This is a genomic window from Patescibacteria group bacterium (assembly GCA_018817715.1).
GTDB lineage: Bacteria > Patescibacteriota > Patescibacteriia > Veblenbacterales > UBA10138 > JAHITT01.
Genome location: JAHITT010000004.1, coordinates 136,624 through 156,028 on the forward strand (window position 1 = coordinate 136,624; position 19,405 = coordinate 156,028).

The following is a 19,405-nucleotide window of genomic DNA, read 5'->3' on the forward strand; positions in this document are numbered from 1 at the left end:
ATTTGATCTATTTTCATTTTTTCAAAGAATTTGCCGCCAAGGAAAAACTTGAAATTGTCAGCGGTGTGGCTCCACCGCCTTTCCGAATTTTCGCGGAGGACTTCCTCGCCACCTGCGGCGGCGAAATGCGTTCGGACTAATTCAAGAATACTGCACCAGAAAACTATTTTAAAACCAGACAATGTATATTGTTTGTTTTTTATTTAATTGGCTTTTACAAAAATAACAGCCATAATGTATTTATGAATAATTTAGCCAAATCTTTAACTGATTTTAAGGGCGTAGGCCCGGTTCTACTAAAAAAATTAAACAAACTTGGGCTTAATACTGCTCAAGACTTATTATGGCACCTACCAACCAGATATGAAGATTTTTCCAATATTAAAAAAATTAAAGATTTAAAACCTAATGAAAAAATAACTATTAAAGGTAAAATTCAAACCATAAAAACCCAACGGCTCTGGCCACGACGATTAACTTTAACCCAAGCCTTATTAAATGACGGTAGCGGCACTATAAAAGCTATTTGGTTTAATCAACCTTATTTAGCTAAAAATTTAAAACCAGGTGAAGAAATTTGGTTATCTGGCCAATTAAAAGCCACCACTTATGGCCAGCAATTAGAACAACCTCATTATGAAAAATCATCCTCTCAAAAAACCACTACTGCAAACCATTTAATACCTTATTATCCTTTAAGCGATGGCCTAACCCACCATACTTTTAGGCAATTAATAAAACAAATCCTGCCTTATACGCCGAGTTTAACAGATTGGCTACCAACAGAAATAAAAAATAAATTTAAGCTGCTCCACCATTCTAAAATGCTTACAGAGCTCCATTTTCCATCTGACAAAATATCCTTAAGCCAAGCCAGGCGACGGCTAGTCTTTGATGAATTGTATTTAACCAGTTTACAAAATAATTTAGCCAAAATTAAAAGGGAGCAAAAAGAAGCGCCGCCTATGCCCTTTCAACCAGCCTTAAAAAATTTCGTTAACAAATTACCCTACCAGTTAACTAGTGACCAAAAAATAGCTGCCTGGGAAATAATAAAAGATTTAGAAAAAGATAGTCCCATGTTCCGCTTATTACAAGGTGATGTTGGCTCGGGTAAAACAGTGGTAGCCGGCTTAGCCGCTTTAAATTGTTTCCTTAACAACTACCAAACTGCTTTATTAGCACCGACCGAGGTATTAGCCAATCAACATTTTAACACCTTAAAAAAAATGCTGGCTGATTTTGATATTTCTTTAGCTCTACTAACCCAAGGACAAAGTTTAACAAATAATGACAATAAAATAAGTAAGGTTAATCTAAAAAAACTATTGGCTGACGGAAAAATAAATATTATTATCGGCACCCATACTTTATTGAAACCGGCTATAAAAATACCGCAATTAGGCCTGGTTATTGTAGATGAACAACACCGTTTTGGTGTTAACCAAAGACAAATTTTAACCACTAAAAACAAAACACTTGCCCCGCATTTCCTGTCTTTAACTGCCACCCCAATTCCCCGCTCCTTAAGTTTGGCGCTGTATGGCGATTTAGCTATATCTTTAATAAAAAAATTACCACCCGGCCGTAAGGCTATTATCACCAAAATAATTACCGACCGACAAAAAAAAGAAGCCTACCAACTGATTGAAAAAGAAATTGCCTTAGGTAACAAGGTTTTTATTATTTGTCCTTTGGTGGAAGAAAGTGATTTATTAAACGCTACGGCAGCTAATCAAGAACACACCAGATTACAAAAAGAAATTTTTCCTAATATAAAATTAGGCTTATTGCATGGCCGTTTGAATAGTGCTGCTAAACAGCAAGCTTTAACAAATTTTAAAAACGGCCACACGCCTATATTGGTGGCCACCTCGGTGGTGGAGGTTGGTTTAGATATACCCGAAGCTACTGTTATGGCCATAGAAAACGCCGAAAGGTTCGGCCTGGCCCAGCTACACCAACTACGCGGTCGAATTGGCCGATCTAACCTAGACAGCCATTGCTTATTAATAACTAATAATGCTAAAAATGAACGTCTAACCGCCATGATTAAATACCCCAATGGTTTTGATTTGGCTGAATTTGATTTAAAAACCCGAGGCCCGGGCAGTCTTTTGGGGGCTACTCAATCCGGTTTTATTAAATTAAAATACTGGGAACTGGTTAACAGTGAAATTATTAAAATAGTCCGCCAAGCAGTCTTACAAACTATTTCTTTAGATGCAACTTTACAAACCTGGCCTGAACTTAAACTTAAAATTAAACAAGAAAATACCCATTTAGAATAATTCCAGAATCTAAAAATTATTTTTTAAAATTAAAAATCCTAACGTCTAATACTTAGAATTATGACTTTTTACAAATACTTCCATACTTCCCAGTATCAAAGAATTTCCCTTAATTCTTAATTCTAATCTATCCAACTATTGACAAATTGCTTAAACTGTGATACAATGTTATATTAAAATAAATAAACTCTTTAACAATTTGTGCAAGCAGGGTATAAACACGTGTCGGTGGCTTCCTCCACCAACGTGCTGCGCAGCTTACCCTGTTTGTATTTCAAAATAAACAACATTCACAAACGAAATGGAGGAAAAATGTTTAATTCAAGTTAAAAAACATTACTCACAATTTTAATCAATCACTATAATGTAAAACCTGGAGAAAAAATGGAAAAATTTAGAATAGGCTACTTAATGAATGGTGGGCCCAAAGAAATACCAATAAACATAAATAAAAATCTTCTAATAATTACACCAGAAGAAAAAGAAATATCTTTGAAAGAATTTATTGAAAAACAAGTTAAACAAAAAAATAAATTCATCATTGATGACATACGAATTCTGGAAAAATTAGCAAAAGATGGTATTTTACTCGAAAAATGTCATATCGAAAAATCTATCAGACGTTTAGCATTAACCAAAGATCTTATAGCTGAAGGAGACGTTGATTCAGCTATAATCCATTATCAAGTAGCACTCCCCTAAAATTGTGAGTAATTAAGTAATTTATCAGTTTTAAATTACGTAAATTACCCCCCATAATCACAGCCGGCCACCCCGTAAGGTGTCCGGTTTTCTTTTTTATAAACCACTAATACTTCCATACTCGCAAGTATGGAAGTATTAGCTAAAAATCGTGACTCTGATTGCTTTAATCATCATCCCACTCCGCCAGTTGGCGGACACGGGATAAAAACGAAGCTTTTATTCGTGATTCTTAATTCGTAATTCTTAACTCTAATTTATTATCCTTTATAACCAATCCATTACCTCAAACAAATTGCCAACCACGGAAATTTCTAATACCTTGGGAAACTTTATATTATTAGGCAATTTTGAACAAAGAACTTGTTTAAAACCCAAACGAGCGCTCTCCTGTAATCTTTTAGGCATATTATTAACTGCTCTTATTTCCCCGCCTAAACCCACCTCGCCAAAAACCACTAAATCTTTAGCCAGTGGTTTTTTTTGCCGAGCTGATATAACAGCTAAACAAACCGCTAAATCCAAAGCTGGTTCTCGACTTTTTAAACCTCCAGCTAAATTAACATAAACATCATTATAACCAAATTTAAGACCAACTTTTTCTTCTAAAACAGCTATTAACAATTGTAAACGGGCACTATCATAACCAGTTGTAGCTCTTTTGGGGTAATTCAATTTAGTTACTCTAGTCACCAAAGCTTGCACTTCCACCAACAAACTGCGCGAACCTTGCTGCAGGGCTGTAATACAAGAACCAGCACCAGCGTGCCGATCGTCTAAAAATAAAGCTGAGGGATTGTTTACTTCTATTAAGCCTCCTTCCTCCATTTGAAAAACCCCTACTTCATCAGTGGAACCAAATCTATTTTTAGTCGCCCGTAAAATTTTAACCGACTGCTTATCTAAACTTTCTAAACTTAACACCACATCTACCAAATGCTCAATTGTTTTAGGCCCAGCCGCCTGGCCAGATTTTATAACATGACCAATTACCATAACAGCTGTTTTGGTTTCCTTGGCCAAAGCTACTAAATCACTCAAAATACTTTTTAATTGATTAGGCGAACTGGAACCGACTAATGAATCCTCCGAAACCACCGTTTGTAAAGAATCTATTATTAATAATTTTACAGAATTTTGCCGAACCGCTTGGGCAATAGCCTGAATATTTGTTTCTGCAGTAAAACCTAATTTATCACCTTTAACTTTAAGCCGCCTAGCTCTTTGCTCAATTTGTTCTAAAGCTTCTTCGCCCGAAGCATATAAAACTGGTTGGCTACAACTATCAGCCAAAGCTAAAAGTAGAGTAGATTTACCCGCTCCCGGCTCACCAGTTAATAAAGTAACTCCTCCTTCCACTAAACCACCACCTAAAACTCTATCCACTTCATTTAAACCAGAAACAAAACGCTTTAAAGATAAATTGCTACCAAGTCTTAAAGAAGTTACGCCGGCCGCTTTGGTTGTTTTAAGAGAGGAAATTGATTGAGATTTAATTATGGTTTCTGGTTGGCTGGCAATGGTACCGAACTGGCCACATTCAGAACAACGGCCCAACCAGGTAGCCTGTTGGGCATCACAATTAGAACAAGTATAAATAATCGTTGTTTTAGCCGCCATTTATTTAAATTATGTACATTTATCACTGCCAGCTGGTTTATCTTTACCAGCCTGCCAGCGGGCTGTACCCCATTCAAAATGCCACCATTCACCACAATATCTAACCCAACCAACTTCTGACATAACTTGCTGTAATAAAGATATATCAGTCCAAACATCATTGGGTACTAAATTAATAGACGGCCGGGCAAAAGCCGAACTAATATAAGGACAACTTTGTCCTTGCAGACAAACATCCACTGCCCCGCCGGTTAAATGAGGTGCGGCACAACTAGGATAGGCCACAAAACTTCGAACCTTATCCGCACCATGTTTAGCTATACCTTCATTAAACAGTTTAGTTTGCGTAGCCAAACTTCGATGTGCTGAATTGATTTGTAAGGTTTTATTATATTGTGTTTTTAATATGTTTTGTACTTCCAATAATTTTTGATAAGCCTCCTTATTAAGCCTAGGGTCGCTGGCATAAACCGCGCCAAATTTTTTGGTTTCTATAGCTGTTAAATTATCTTCATTGGCGCATTTATTTTGATTGCTTGCCGCCGCATCACTGTCTGAACCAGTTTTGGCTATAATAGTATCCTCTCTGGTAATTGTTTCCAATTTTAAATCCTTAAATTCAACCAAAGCCGGATTAATTAATTGCAGTAAAGAATAAGACATTAAAGCAATTACTAAACCAACAATAGCGCTAATAATAGTAGAATTGGCGTTTTTGATAGTTTCGGCGCTACCAGCCGCGGCAATACGTTTAAAACCGCCCCACATTATCATAACCACGGCTATAACAGCTATTAAACCAGTAAAAAATTTATAAAAATCCGCTATATATTGACCTAAAGTATTCCCTGTTACTACCACAGGTTTACCAGCAGTAAAAATCGTACCCGGTATAGTAACTTGCGGAACGAATTCTGTTGTTTTAGATTCTTGGCTTTGGTTTTGTGTAGTATTATAACTGTCAGCTGGCATCACACAACCTAATTGCAACACTACTCCATTATCACCATATATCTCTTGACAAGTAGATGGACTACAACAATTTAAATTACTACAAGCCGCCCCAACTAGACCTAACAATCCCTCCCAAAGTGACGGAGATTTAAATTCTCCAGGACTTACACAATCAATATTAGTACTAACAGCTGTAGCATCCGGCACTGTTTCATTAAAAGTATTAAAACTAACACATTTATAAACTTTGGAACCCTGACCTATGTCTTTTTGGCAACAAGCTTTACCAGAGATAGCTGAAATAGAACAACCATTACAGTCTACGGCATTAGCCGAACCATAACCACAAACATCTACACCAGCTTCATTTTTTTGACAAGCCGAGGTAACAGGTGAGCTAAAACCTAGTTCATAACCTTCTGCCTGACAAGCCTGAACAGCTTTAGAAGTCGGATCCGATTGAGCTAAAACAAAAGTCGGCCAAGCAACTAACCAACTGACAATCAATAATAAATAAACAACTTTCTGTTTCATATTAATAACCACTTAACAAATCATTTAGTTCCGTTTGTGTTAAAATGCCACTATGCACCCGACCATTAATTATATAATAAGGTGTACCATCTAAACCAACCGACCGACCTTCCATAATATTCCTTTGAATTAATGGCAAAGTTTCGTTATTACTCAAGCAAGTTAAAAATTTAGGCATATTTAATTTTAAATCATTAGCGATTGATTCATACACGAAATCACTTAAACTAGATTGATTTTGAAAAAGTTTATCATGATAATCCCAAAATTTACCCTGCAGCGAGGCACACTGAGCCGCTTTAGCAGCCGGCAAAGACTGCTCGTGTTCGGCCAAAGGAAAATCTTTCCAAACTAAACTAACTCTATCTTTATTTTGGGCAACCATCACAGACAATAAAACAGCCATTTGAGCACAATAAGGACAAGTAAAATCGCTAAACTGAACAATCGTTAGTTTGGCTCCATTTTTTACTCCTCTTACTGGGTCAGCTGGAAAAATAGTCACCTCACTAGGATTTTTAGGTTGAACTTTTTCTGTCGGCTGTTCCAAAACTGGATTAATTATTTTTGATTGCTCTTTTAAATTAAAAAAAATCACGACCAACAAAACCACCGCTAATAAACCAAACCAGAAAGAAATTTTTTTTAACATAAAATATTAAAACTTAAATCCTAAATAAATCCCAAATCACAATTTCCAAACTTACTTATCTTTTAACATCTCTTTGTTTTTAAGCTTAATTATTATGGAGTTAAAGATTAAGTTTAATTCCTTAGCTTCTTGCCATAATTTGCGAGCTGACCTTATTAATTGACTTATAATCGGCTTAATAACGGTATTATTAGGTAAAGTTTTAACAAACTTTATCACAGCTATACCAAAGGCAGCTGTCCTGTTTTCTAAATCATACCTTGGCATTTTGGGTATTATTTAAGATTTAGAAATTAGGATTTGAGATTTTATTAAATTGTTAAACCCCTCCATAGGTTTATTTGTTAATATTTAACCTATTTAAAATAACACTAATTGTTCAACTTAATACTTCTTAACTGTCTAGTAGCTGAATCCGTAAAATAAAGCCACTGACCATCTTTAGAAACAGTTACCTCACCGACACTCATTCCCTCACCCCGCTCGTTTACCGGACTAGCTAAAAGAATGGCCGAACCTGTGCCCAAATCTACTCGCCAAATATTATCTGGCTGACCTGTGGCTAATTCTGGTACCAAACCGGCTCCCTGGGGCATTTCTTGTGGAGCTGTGCAATAAGCTGCTGAACCAGTCAAGGTACACCTATCGGCCCAAGTAGCAATATTTAACTGACGTTTATTGGTTCCCACATTATCCGTACTAGCGTTTACTAACCATAAAGCTGGTTTAAAATCCGTTTTATCACTATAAACAGAATATAATAATTTTTGACCATCGGGTGACCACTTAGAATTAAAACCTCGACCATCTACATATAAACCCTTAAAATTTTCCTGATTAAAACCAATTAATAATACTTGCTGAGAAAAGGCTGTATTATCGGTACCGGTTCTCGATAAAGCCACCACCTGATTATTGGGCGACCAAGCAACTTCTACCTTGCTGGCGTTTTCACCCATAGGTTCTATGCCAGTTAACCCGGATCCATCGCTGTTTATTTTTACCACCCAACGATCATTAACGCTATCAGCCAAATATTTACCGGCGATTTGGCCACTATCTGGCGAAAAAGAAAATTCAGCCATTTCTTTAGGCAAGGTATATTGTTTTTTTGATTTAAAATCATACACAATATTAGCACCATCGGGAAATTCTAAAACAGCCTTATCGCTATCTTTAGACCAAGTAACATTTTGCACGCTACAATAATCTGTTTGATTAATCACCCTTTTAACACCACTGGCATCTATTTCATAAAATTTACAATCCTGCGGATTATAATACCTAAGGCGCCCAGAAGCTGTGTCTGGTTTAACCACTGGATCAGTCGTAACCAAAGGTAAAGCTTCGGCACCCCCTTGATCCAAACCTGTTCCTGGCCCACCTGGAGTTACTGTATCGGCTCCAGGCAAAGTACCGGTACCAGGCTCGGTTGTTGTACCGCTACCCGGTCCAGTTATGGGAAAATTAGTTTGACCGCCTGGCGTAATAACCGATGGTTGAACTTTGGGCCGCCATAATAAATACAAAAACCAAACTATTAAACCAATAGCCACAACTATTAATACACCAATCCAAAATTTTTTACTTTTTAAAAATTGCCACATAATATTTTATCTATCAGGAAATTCTGTGTCTGTAATATTTAAATCGCAAGCGATTGGTTGCATTTTACCATTACTATCAAACGGCTGGAATAATTTATCAGCACTAACCTTCGTATAATCAATATCATCCGCTAATAAATCTAAAGCACAAATCGGATAGCCACTATGCCAACGCGTTACACCTATCCCGTTATTGTCCAAAATTTTCTTACTTATAGTACCACAAGTTGAAGCATCTATAGCATACCAATCATCACAACCGTCCGATTCCCTTTCCACCAACAAAGCCAAACCCTTAACCCCGCCCGCTGCTGCACAATGATTGGTATTCTTTAAAGTCAAACCACTCCAACAACCCGTCAAAGTATAATAACCATTATTTTCCACATCCATAGTATCACTAATAGTACCATTCGGTTTCATCATGCCACAATCAAAACCTACTTTATCACCGTTATTGCAGATTAATAAAGCATCTAACCTGTTTACTTCTATACCCACTAACTTACCCTTTAACATATAGCTACTGCAAGCATAAGGAAAACCCTCCCGAGAAGAATTTTTAAAACAACCCTGACCTGTTTCCTGACATTCCAAACCAGTACATTCACCAGTACTCAAAACCAATTTTTTACCACAACTGCTACTAGGGGAATTTTTGCCTTGCCGTTCCACACAGGTACCATTTTTTGTTTCACCAGCCGCTGGCTTACAATCTTCATCTTTAAAACAAGGTAGTCTATCAAATGAACCACCGACACATTCATAATAAGTGTACCCGGCATTATACAAAGATTTGGCTTCTTGGTATGCAGGGCAAAAACCAAATATTTCCGGCTTAACCATTTCTATGCCCGGCAAGGTATTTTTAACCAAAGCCGGGTTAACCAGTTGCAGTAAAGAATAAGACATTAAAGCGATTACTAAACCGACAATAGCACTAATAATAGTAGAATTGGCATTCTTTATGGTTTCAGCACTACCGGCCGCGGCAATACGTTTAAAACCGCCCCACATTATCATAACCACAGCAGCTACAGCCAAAAAACCAATAAAAAATTTATAAAAGGCTGCCAAATAACCAGGAAAACCACCAGTAATCCCTGGTCGGCAAAAACCCAAACCTTTTTGCTGACAATCTTGATCAGTAGAACAAGAAGTTGGCTCCTCGCCTAAAGTATAACTGGAACAAAATTTTTCACTAACTCCCGGTATACCTACTTGTAAGGGTATAGAGGGGCTGGGGGCAAAACAACGAGCCGTGGCCTGACCGCCAACTTCATCACAATTTTGACAACTGATATTAGTCGGATTAGCGGCACAACCACCCGGCAAAACAGAAGGATCTTTTTCCCATAAGCCTTTGCCCTCTTTACAATTATCTTCAAACCAACAACGTTGCTGAACAAAATCTCCAGCCGCCGCTTTGGCGCTATAACTAAAAATAAAAAATAAAACCAAACTAAAAAAGAAAAATAATAATACTTTTGATGGCTTTATTAAAAAAAATCTTTGTAAAATAATCATAAAATAAAAACTACTTAGCAATTGCCTCAATTGCCGCCTCCATACCAACAAAAGGAGTTGATACTGCCTTTAAACCAAAAGTGGACACGCACTGAAAAGTATTATCTAAACACCAAGCCGACACAATAATAACAATTAAAACCCCTAAAATCACCCAAGTTATAGGATTGCCTAATATAGAAGCCACGACACTAATTAACCAAATCATTATTCTCTTCTTAATCTTTGCCTTAATTTTCTGAACTGCTTGTGTCTTAGCTTCACCTAAAGCAGCTTGCTGGCCCAAATTTTGTGCCTGTTTTAACACTTGTTGACGCCTAGCCATTTCCAGTTGTTCCTGGTATTGTTGTTGCATTTCTTGCTCTTTTTGTTCTGGTTGGTCGGGCATAATTTATAAAAACCCTAATTACTAATTTCTAAATCCTAATAAAATTCAAAACCACAACTTAAATTTAATATTCTTTTATGTCATCCTGAAATTACCTGATTCTTCGTTTCGCTCCGAATGACACAATTTTTAGTTTTAATTTGTGCTTTTTATTTTTTACTGCCACTCGGCGCCATTTACTAACCAATCATTATTAATTAAAATCATTTTTAGTTCAATAGCTTGATATTTTATAGTTGCTTCACCATCGCGTGCTTTACTTTCCTGACGCTGAGTACTAACCAAAACTGTAGCTTGATTTGTTTGGCTAGCTAATACTTCCACTGCCAAAGCCCTAGTAGCCACACTATAAAAAACATCGGTTAACTCCTGGTTAAGCAAAGAATTCAAATAACTTTGATAAGCTGGGGTAGTTAAATCAGCCACACTAATTAAATTGGCAAAAGGGTTGTCAGTTGAATAAGAACCAAATTTCTCAACAAATAAACGTGCCTTGGCTTGTCTGGCATACTGCTGACTATCCGCTGAACTCGTTGCCTCTAAATTATCTAAAGGTAGTTCAATTGTAGAATTATTATTAGTAATGGCCGAAAGACTATCGTCTAACTCGGTAATTTCCTGGTTACCAGGCATTTTAGGGGACTCTTGACCCTTAAATTGCCACAAAATAGCAACCACTATTAATAAAACAACAATTGAACTTATGATGATGATTAGGTGACGGCGAGAGAGGTACATAAAACTGAAGGCTAAATAGTAAGGGTGCTAATTAAAAATCCTAAATTATAAATATCAAATCTTCAAACTAATTATCTATCCTATTTCCGGTTCTTGCAGGCTTTGTTCAAAATCTTTTTTAGCCTGCTCTATTTCCAACAATTGCCTAGGATCGGAAGTTATTAATTGATCTTCGGTATAAGAAGCCACTATTTTAATAGCGGCATGCTTAGCGCCAGCAAAAAATATTCCTTCACCCACACCACACTCCAAAAGCAAATATTTTTCCCCTTCCGTCAATAAGAAAACAGAAGCGATTTTATCTATGGCCGCCGATGATTGTTTAAGCAGTAACTGTAAAGAAGAGTTAGTTACTATGGCCTGACCATAAGGTGAATTTAAAAAGTCATTAACATCTTGGGTAATAGTTGTAACACCCAAATAATACTTACGGCAACGTTTAACTAAAGCAAAAATAAACTTGGCGCTATCTTCGTTCTGCATTAACCACCAAGCTTCATCAATTACCAAAACTCGCTTTTTCATTTCCGAACGAACCACGTTCCAAATATAATTAACTATGGTATAAATAGCGATCGGTCTTAACTCATCTTCCAAATCTCGGACCGAAAAAACCACCAATTGGTTCTTCATATCCACAGTGGTCGGACTATTAAATAATCCAGAAAAAGTGCCTTCGGTATATTTTTTAATTCTTAATACTAAACTTTCTCCACCTTCCATACCGGCCAAAACTTCCTGAAAATCCGACATAACTGGCGGTTCTACCTGAGATAAATCAGAAGAAATGGTAATATCTTTTTTAGCGTAAGTTTCCAGCAATGCTCGGTCTATCAAAGAATCTTCTTGATGAGTTAAATTACCCAACATTAAACGCATTAAACCTTTTAAGGTTATAACAGCCGAACGAATAATATCACCAGCCTTAACATCACCCACCGGCCGAGGTAAATCAAAAGGATTAATCTTGGCTTCAGAATTAAGAGAAATATTAACATAACTACCACCTACGGCCGCTGATAAATGTTTGTATTCCATTTCTGGGTCAATAATAATAACATCCGTGCCCATCATTAAAGAACGCAAAACTTCTAATTTAACAGCATAACTTTTACCCGCACCTGAAGTGGCAAAAACTACTGAGTTAGCGTTTTGCAAACTAAAACGATCAAATAGAATCAAAGAATTATTATGCCGATTGATGCCATATAATATACCATCGTCGCTAGTTAATTCGGCCGACATAAAAGGAAAGGATGAAGCGACCGGCGAAGAATTCATATTAAAATAAACCTGCAATTCATCCATACCCAAAGGCAAGGTTGAATTAAAACCCTGCTCCGCTTGCCACAAAGCCCGCCGAGAATAAACCAACTTAGAACCAAACAAACCTTCCACTTGTTGAGTTATTTTGTCTAACTCTTTTAGGGTAGACGCATACAAAGTTACATATAAAGCATATTGAAAAAACCTTTCTGATCCTTGAGTCAAATTATCCCTTAATTGTTCAATATCCTGTAAAGCTGTCTCCCGAACCGGATCCCTAGGCGCTCCTTTTTCCCGATCAGCCATCATTTGCGCTTCTAGGGCACCAACTTTATTCCTAAGTTGTTTTAAAATTACTTCGGACGGTATCATATAAAAATACATACCCACATCCAAAGTAACATTAAGATTAACTACCGGCACAAACCAACCTAAAGAAATATACCGAGGATAAGCCATTACAAAAATGGTACGTAAAAACTGTCCGTTTAACTCTATGTGATTAGGCGTTACCTTAAAAGCTGCCGGAGCAATAAGTTCTTTTATTTTAACCGAACCCTCGCGCAATACTTTTTCCGCTTCAATCAATTCCTTTTCTGAAGATACGGTCATAGACGAACCAGCTTGTTCCAACTGCTCTTGGTCTTGTAATTCTTTTTTTGCTTGGTGTATAGAAATAGCCATAAAATAATAAATTCAGAGTCAAAAATTATGAATAAACTCTATTCTGCTTCCACTTCCAATTTATCCATATTAACCAATTTTTGCTGTTGAGATAATTCTGGATTATAACTAGTATAATAAAGTTCTACTAAGCCTTGAGTGTCCAAACGAACGCTCTTAAGTCCCAAAGAAGACAAACCACCCGACACCGAATAAACTCTTTGCTCTAAAGATTCTAAATAATGAACAAAACGCTCCCGAGAAAGTTGGATGGATTTAGCCGCCGAAAATATTGCTACCAATCTTTGCCAAAAACCACGACTTTTATCAGCTCCTGGATTATAAGGTACCACCACATAAAAACGCTTAGTCATAATATCCCCCAAACCAATCAACTCTTTAATATAACCAATATAATCTGTCATTTGAACACGCAATAATTCATTAGTTTGTTGTTTTAGTAGGCCACCTAATTTGTCCAAATAACCATCAATATTTAATCGGCGAGATTGGATAACAATTTGTAAAGGAAATTCTAAAGAATTTAAAAATTGAACATAACCTTGAATAATGGCCTCTTGCTCTTGTTCACTTTTTAAAACAAAGTTAACTGAAGAGCAAAGCAAAACCGCCCTTAAAGTACCATCTTTAAGAACAACGGCATCTTCTCTGATTTCTTGAATAGCTAAATGAGAAACCGTGGAAGCCAGTTGGGATTTTTTACCTGATAATTCTTTTTTAGTAGCCATAAATAATTATTGATTAATATCTTCTTCCGGATTATAAGCCCCGCCGGTATCTACCATTAAAACTAATTCCTGTAAGCGCGACTTATTAAAAGGTTGTTTGCTGGAAAGGCTAACTTTAGCCGGCATAACCACTGGCCGACGAACAGCCTTTTTTAAATCTTCCTCATTTATTTCTTTCCGCCATATTCTCTCTTTGGGTTGTTTAATACCTTGGAATAAATTCAATAAAAAATAATGAACGGGCATACCATTAACTTTAACAAAAGAGAAAATAATAGATAAACCAGCTGTTATAATTCCCAACAATAAAAATAAAGCAAAATCAAATAGCTTAAATTCAGCAAACACCAAAAAACCACCAATCATTAATATAATAAATTGTCGACTGGTTATCGGACCAAAAATTTTGTCCTCAATGTCTATAAATTGTGGTACCACAAACTGTTTCATAAATTCTAGAACCTTAATTTTTCATTAAAATCCACTACCGCCTGGAACTCTTCTTCTGTTAAATAAATTTGGCCAACCAGCGATTGCTCGGAAATAATTTGACTGATTGATTTACCATGCTCAATACTTAGACGGCCTAAATCTAAATAATTACGATAAACCTCGGAGGCCTGCCAAGAACGAATAGCTTCAATTTTTTTAGCTATGGAAGTTTCACCAATTAATTCTATTTTAGTTTGTATCTTACGCAAAGCCTCTGTAGGCTTAACAGACAAACGCCGAAAATCCACTAAGGTCAAGGTCTTTAATTCTTCTAAAGGACCTAAAAGTCTAGACGGCGCTTTAACATCAGTAAGTTGCGGTTTAGGTTTAGTTAAAATAACTGGCTGATCGGATTTAATAGAAGAATTTTTATTACTAACCGGACTAGCCGAACCAACAGAAACGGCAGCCGACCTGGCTAATTCTTGTAAAACTTTTTGCCGATCTAACTTAACATCTTCTTTTTTAACAAATTCTATTTTTGGTTTTACTGTAATTTCCGGCCTAACTATAGAAGCCTGAGGCGACTCCACCTTTTTAACCACAGGTAAAGCTACTGGCTTGGCTGGTAAAACTACTGGCAATTCAGCGGCGATTAATTTATCTATCTCTTGTTTGCCAGTTGAAATTTTAGCCGGCTTATTATTTATCTTTAACGATTGACGATCAACAATTGGCGATTCAAAATCCTTTTTAGCTTTTTCGATTATACCGGCTACTTTATCGGCTACTGGTTCACTTAGACCTAACCCACCAACAGTTACCAACTTCATTAATGATTCCTTAACCTCTACTTGATTACGCACCTCTTTAAGCCTAGAAACAAACAATAATTCAAAGCGCCGAGCATTTACTTCATCTTTAAAACTCAAATTATTCTTAACTATTACTTCCTTAGCAAAATCCCTTAGCCTCTCTTCTAGGGGTACTTTTGGGGTCTGCTTTGTTTCGTTAGTTTGATCTCGGTATTTATCAGCTTCTTTTTCATCAGCCTCGTCAAACAAAAAAGCAGGAGCTGATGATTTTAAAACTTGAGGAGTATTAGATGTTTCTATTTTTACTTCTTTCAACTCTTTCTTAGGTAATATTTTACTTATTATAGGACCAGCATCAGCTTCTTGTATTTCTCTAACTTGACCTTTGTCTAAAATTATTTTTTTATCATTTTCTATAAAACTACCTTTTTCTTCTAAACCTTCTGGGGTCAAAGAAGAATGCCCTAAATAATCAAACAAGACTAATAACTTTCTTACCTCCTCTTTAACAGCTGGGTCTAATTTCTTTAAAGATTCTCTTTGGGACATATATTGCTCCCTCTTAAGAGAATCCGATATCTCCACACCAACCACTGAAATATAATCTTTAAGCCAATCACCAACTGTACGCAAAGAACCGCTTGCTCCGTGACTTTCCACAAAAATAGCTCTACTATTAACTAAAACCTCTTTTAAATTTTTCTTTAAAATATCTCTATCTTCGTGTATTAAAATTCTTAAAAGCTTGGCTTCTAATTTAGCCAATAAATCAATTTCATTACTTCCTAATACTACTGATAAACCCTGACGAAAAAATTCTAGTACCTCATCATTATTCAAAAAAGGTAAACACTCTCCATGCAATAACCAAATAATTTTATTATAATTATTTTTGGTTAATTGATCTAACGACTTATCTTGTTCCACAGCTGATTTTATTTTTTTTAAAAATTCATAAGAGGTTCCAATATCGTCTTGGACAATCAACCAGTTAGCATAATCAGACAATCTTTCAAAAAATTGTTGGTCTCTTAAGGGAATATTCTTTATAATATTTTGTGTAACCATAGTCTAGTACAGTATTATTTGATTTTTAATATTTTTTTAATATCATCAAATTCGTCATGCATACCTGTACCATAATTTCGAACACGACCCATAATTGATTTAAATTGACCATACTGACTTCTAGCAATAATACCTGTTTTTTGGGCTAAATTATCTAAATTTTCTAAATTATTATTAGAACCAACTTTAGTAGCTAGGTTAACATTAAAACGACCTCGACCCATCATATCAGGATATTTTGAATAATTTTCTAAAATATAAGCTTTACCAAAATCGTTCAATTCGAATTTTCTATTACGATGTTCTCTATAATATTTGGCTTTTTCTTCGCGACTAGCGTCAGCTGGCAAATTACCATACTCAATTACTTCACGCCCATAAGCCAAACGATTTGCTCGACGGCTAAAGTTTTCAAAATCCTGTTTTCTAACTTCAGCTAAACATTCAATCATTCTCTCATCTTCATCAGCCCATTCTAAACGACCATTTTTTACATTAACAGCCCTAGCTACACCCCAGTGCTGTACACCTTCTCCGGTATAAGCTATATCACTAGCGACGGACAAAGCTTGCTCCCTAGCCATACCTAATTTTTTAATAAATATATCCTCAACAAATTGTTTTAACCCACCAGCATCTGAATCATAACCATACATATTAAAAAATTCATTCTCATTTCCATATTCTGTAGCTTTCAAGGCAGCTGCTGCCGCTCGATTAGAATCACCCACATGAACAGCATCTTCAAATATTTTAAATAATTCTTCCCAGTTATCTGTCGTCATATCACCCTTTTCTTTATTAATAGCCAAACGTTGATCGCGCCTAATACCATAATCAGTTGATGGGCTAAATTTTTCTGCACTTTTACCTAAGACACCCGCTTCGTCTTTTAATTGTTTAATTTGTCTATTAAGCTCATCTAATTCACCCGCACCAACTGCCGAAGATTTAAAGTTTTCTTGCAACTTTTCCGCCTCTTTCCTTAATATAGATGCTTGTTTAATATTCTCGTCTTTTTCTTTTTTAGTAAGTTGGTCATTTCTTCTCAAGTTTTTCAAATCTTCATCAATTCTTCTTAATAAATCATTATCCTTTTTTAATAATTCATTAATTTCTTGCGGTGTTCTGCCTTTAACCTTCTCTTGAGTTCGACGGTTTTCTCTATCTTTAATAACATCTTTTTTTTGTTCCTCTAATTTATCAATTTCCTTTTTTCTACTGTGTCTTTGTTGTTTTGTTAATTTGTCTGGACCTAAATTATCAGCCTCAATTAATAATTTATCTATATCATCTTTTAGCTCATTGTTTTTTAAATCAGCCAATTCACTATTAGGTAATAACAATTTTTTATTTATATCATCTAATTTTTTTCGTGCTTGTGAAAATTTCAACCTATTATTCTGTAATAATTTTTCTTTTCCCGAATCAGTACTCATGATATCTATTAACTTAGATAACTCATCCGCCTCCTCTTGTTTTTCCATAGCCTGACTGACCTTACCTTGCCCTTGAAAATTAGCCATTTCCTTTTTTAAAGATTCGAGATGAACGTGAGCCTGTTTAATATTTCGACCATCCTCAATCATTTTATAATCATCATCAAAAACCTTCAATTCTTCCTCAAATAATTTTTGACCTCCTAATAATTCTCCCCTATAAGAACCTCCTTTATCTCGCATTTTTAACTGCTCTTCTAATGCCTTAGCTTGCTCCAATTTTTCTTGTTGCTGTTGATAATGTTCAGCAGCTTTTTTACCTGTTACTTCATCCATATGCCCCGTAGCCACCTTACCCAAGGTACGCCAATTCCACTGATGTTCAAATAAATGCTCGGGCGAGCCCAATACTTGCCAAAAACTGCCTTTTTCCCGACGTTTAGAATAAACACTTTGACGAATAGTATCTCGTGATTCTTCACGCTTATGCTTACCCGCTTCCCAACCATGCTTCCATTTTTCAATTGAACCTTGTACACCTAAACGAGCGGAAGCTTCTGACCACAAATAACTACCCAATTCCTTGGCTCCTTTACCAGCTAAACCAGCCACCCCCTTAGCCACTGTAAACGGCGATTTAACTATAGACGAACCTATACTCTGCATTTTAGCCAAGGCGCTACCGGCTAATTTACCACCCGCCACACCTAATTTTTGTGTCATCCACAAACCACCCAACAAAATAACAATATTAATTATAAAAGACAGTAAAATCTCTGATTGACCAATGCCGGTTATAGCCACCCCTGGCACATCTTTAAAAGAATAATCACTTCCACTCTGACCGACAAAAGAATCCAAAACATTATTAGAGGTTTGCATCATGGACAAAGCCAACCATAGAAAAAAAGCTAAAATCGGACCAGCTGACAAATATTTACCAAAATACTCCCACCATTCTGAAGAATATTTTTTAGCTTGCCCAGGAAAAGCTGCTAACAAAAAAGCCAAAGGAGACATAATAGTTAACAGCCACAAAAAAGCTATTCGCACCAAAAAAACCACTAAATAAATAGCCACCACCACCATAGCCACAGTTATACTGATAAGAGCTAAAATACTGGCCACAAAAAAACTGTTTTCATTCGGAGTAGCTCCTTCAATGGTCTTGCTTTTAGAGAATTCAAACATTTCCGACAAATGAAAACCATTCACCAAATTGCCAGCGGCCGCTTCTTTAAAACCATTAACAAAAGTCAACATGACCACCTGAGCAAAATCAATAAAAAAACCGGTTAACATTTTGGAAAAATTAACCAGCACCGACATTATTAAAAGTTTACTTAATAGTTTTTTATATTGATACTCTTCTATGCGAAAAACTGTGGCAAAAGCTATAACCAACATCACCACGATAACAAACATGTTGGCTAGATCCCTAATAATTACCCAGCCCTTAGCTACGGCCGGAGCATTTATAAAATCATTATATTGAACTATGCCAATTAAAATGCCAATTAAAGTAACGGTTAAACCACCAATAAATTCGGCCAAAGGCAGTATTAAATTCTGTCCTAACCAGCTACCAAAATTAGCTGAGGCAGTTGTTGGCAAAAAAAGTCCTAAACCCAAAATTAAAACCAAACCCAGCAAAAAACCGGTTTTTTTTAAGCTTATTTTAGTAAAAACCTTTGCTAGGTTCATAAATTAGTTTAAAGTTTTTAAACTTAAATTTTAAGTTAAAAAGCCTAACTTAACCACTTTTATCATACCACAGTTTTAACTAAAAAAGACAGGCACTATTACCTTAATTATACCATAATTTTATATTTTAAGCAAGAAAAACACTCCTCTAAATACCCTGACCACAAAACAACTCCTCCAAGCAAATATTTAAAACCGACCCTCCTATTTTTGGACACCATTTCTCGTCAGTGCAAAAAAGACGTCCTAAGTAAAA

At 36.0% G+C, this 19,405-nt stretch carries 16 protein-coding genes; 3 read left to right on the plus strand and 13 right to left on the minus strand.

Annotation, left to right across the window (positions count from 1 at the left end):
* Positions 1-2: 2 nt before the first annotated feature.
* The 3 genes from KKC17_02215 to KKC17_02225 all read left to right on the plus strand — a co-directional run bounded on the left by KKC17_02215 (position 3) and on the right by KKC17_02225 (position 2,993).
* A complete protein-coding gene (locus KKC17_02215) occupies positions 3-140 on the plus strand; it encodes a hypothetical protein (GenBank protein ID MBU1039026.1) in 138 nt (45 codons plus the stop codon).
* Between the two features lie 102 nt (positions 141-242).
* Complete coding sequence (gene recG, locus KKC17_02220) at positions 243-2,291, plus strand: ATP-dependent DNA helicase RecG (protein ID MBU1039027.1); 2,049 nt, start codon at positions 243-245, stop codon at positions 2,289-2,291.
* A 384-nt stretch (positions 2,292-2,675) separates the two neighbouring features.
* Positions 2,676-2,993 (plus strand): hypothetical protein, encoded by a 318-nt coding sequence (locus KKC17_02225; protein ID MBU1039028.1) that lies wholly within the window; start codon positions 2,676-2,678, stop codon positions 2,991-2,993.
* 267 nt (positions 2,994-3,260) lie between these two features.
* Here the strand turns inward: KKC17_02225 and radA are convergent, their stop codons facing one another.
* The 13 genes from radA to KKC17_02290 form a co-directional block, all read right to left on the minus strand.
* Complete coding sequence (gene radA / locus KKC17_02230) at positions 3,261-4,613, minus strand: DNA repair protein RadA (protein ID MBU1039029.1); 1,353 nt, start codon at positions 4,611-4,613, stop codon at positions 3,261-3,263.
* A gap of 9 nt (positions 4,614-4,622) precedes the next feature.
* Positions 4,623-6,101: a D-alanyl-D-alanine carboxypeptidase family protein gene (locus tag KKC17_02235; protein ID MBU1039030.1), complete on the minus strand. Its 1,479-nt coding sequence runs from the start codon at positions 6,099-6,101 to the stop codon at positions 4,623-4,625.
* 1 nt (position 6,102) lies between these two features.
* Entirely contained in the window at positions 6,103-6,753 is a 651-nt protein-coding gene (locus tag KKC17_02240; GenBank protein MBU1039031.1) for a thioredoxin domain-containing protein, read from the minus strand.
* A gap of 51 nt (positions 6,754-6,804) precedes the next feature.
* Positions 6,805-7,020, minus strand: a complete 216-nt coding sequence (locus tag KKC17_02245) for a hypothetical protein (protein ID MBU1039032.1) — start codon at positions 7,018-7,020, stop codon at positions 6,805-6,807.
* Positions 7,021-7,124: 104 nt separating this feature from the next.
* Positions 7,125-8,360 (minus strand): hypothetical protein, encoded by a 1,236-nt coding sequence (locus tag KKC17_02250; GenBank protein ID MBU1039033.1) that lies wholly within the window; start codon positions 8,358-8,360, stop codon positions 7,125-7,127.
* A gap of 6 nt (positions 8,361-8,366) precedes the next feature.
* Positions 8,367-9,887 (minus strand): pilin, encoded by a 1,521-nt coding sequence (locus KKC17_02255; GenBank protein ID MBU1039034.1) that lies wholly within the window; start codon positions 9,885-9,887, stop codon positions 8,367-8,369.
* 10 nt (positions 9,888-9,897) lie between these two features.
* Positions 9,898-10,275 (minus strand): hypothetical protein, encoded by a 378-nt coding sequence (locus KKC17_02260; GenBank protein MBU1039035.1) that lies wholly within the window; start codon positions 10,273-10,275, stop codon positions 9,898-9,900.
* A gap of 156 nt (positions 10,276-10,431) precedes the next feature.
* Entirely contained in the window at positions 10,432-11,013 is a 582-nt protein-coding gene (locus tag KKC17_02265) for a hypothetical protein (protein MBU1039036.1), read from the minus strand.
* A gap of 75 nt (positions 11,014-11,088) precedes the next feature.
* Positions 11,089-12,963, minus strand: coding sequence for a DUF87 domain-containing protein (locus KKC17_02270; protein ID MBU1039037.1), 1,875 nt, complete (start codon positions 12,961-12,963; stop codon positions 11,089-11,091).
* A 38-nt stretch (positions 12,964-13,001) separates the two neighbouring features.
* Complete coding sequence (locus tag KKC17_02275; GenBank protein MBU1039038.1) at positions 13,002-13,691, minus strand: hypothetical protein; 690 nt, start codon at positions 13,689-13,691, stop codon at positions 13,002-13,004.
* A gap of 6 nt (positions 13,692-13,697) precedes the next feature.
* A complete protein-coding gene (locus tag KKC17_02280) occupies positions 13,698-14,141 on the minus strand; it encodes a PrgI family protein (GenBank protein MBU1039039.1) in 444 nt (147 codons plus the stop codon).
* A 5-nt stretch (positions 14,142-14,146) separates the two neighbouring features.
* The gene (locus tag KKC17_02285; GenBank protein MBU1039040.1) at positions 14,147-16,006 is read right to left on the minus strand and encodes a hypothetical protein; all 1,860 of its coding nucleotides are present in this window, start codon (positions 16,004-16,006) and stop codon (positions 14,147-14,149) included.
* 14 nt (positions 16,007-16,020) lie between these two features.
* Complete coding sequence (locus KKC17_02290) at positions 16,021-19,149, minus strand: hypothetical protein (GenBank protein ID MBU1039041.1); 3,129 nt, start codon at positions 19,147-19,149, stop codon at positions 16,021-16,023.
* Positions 19,150-19,405 lie beyond the last annotated feature (256 nt).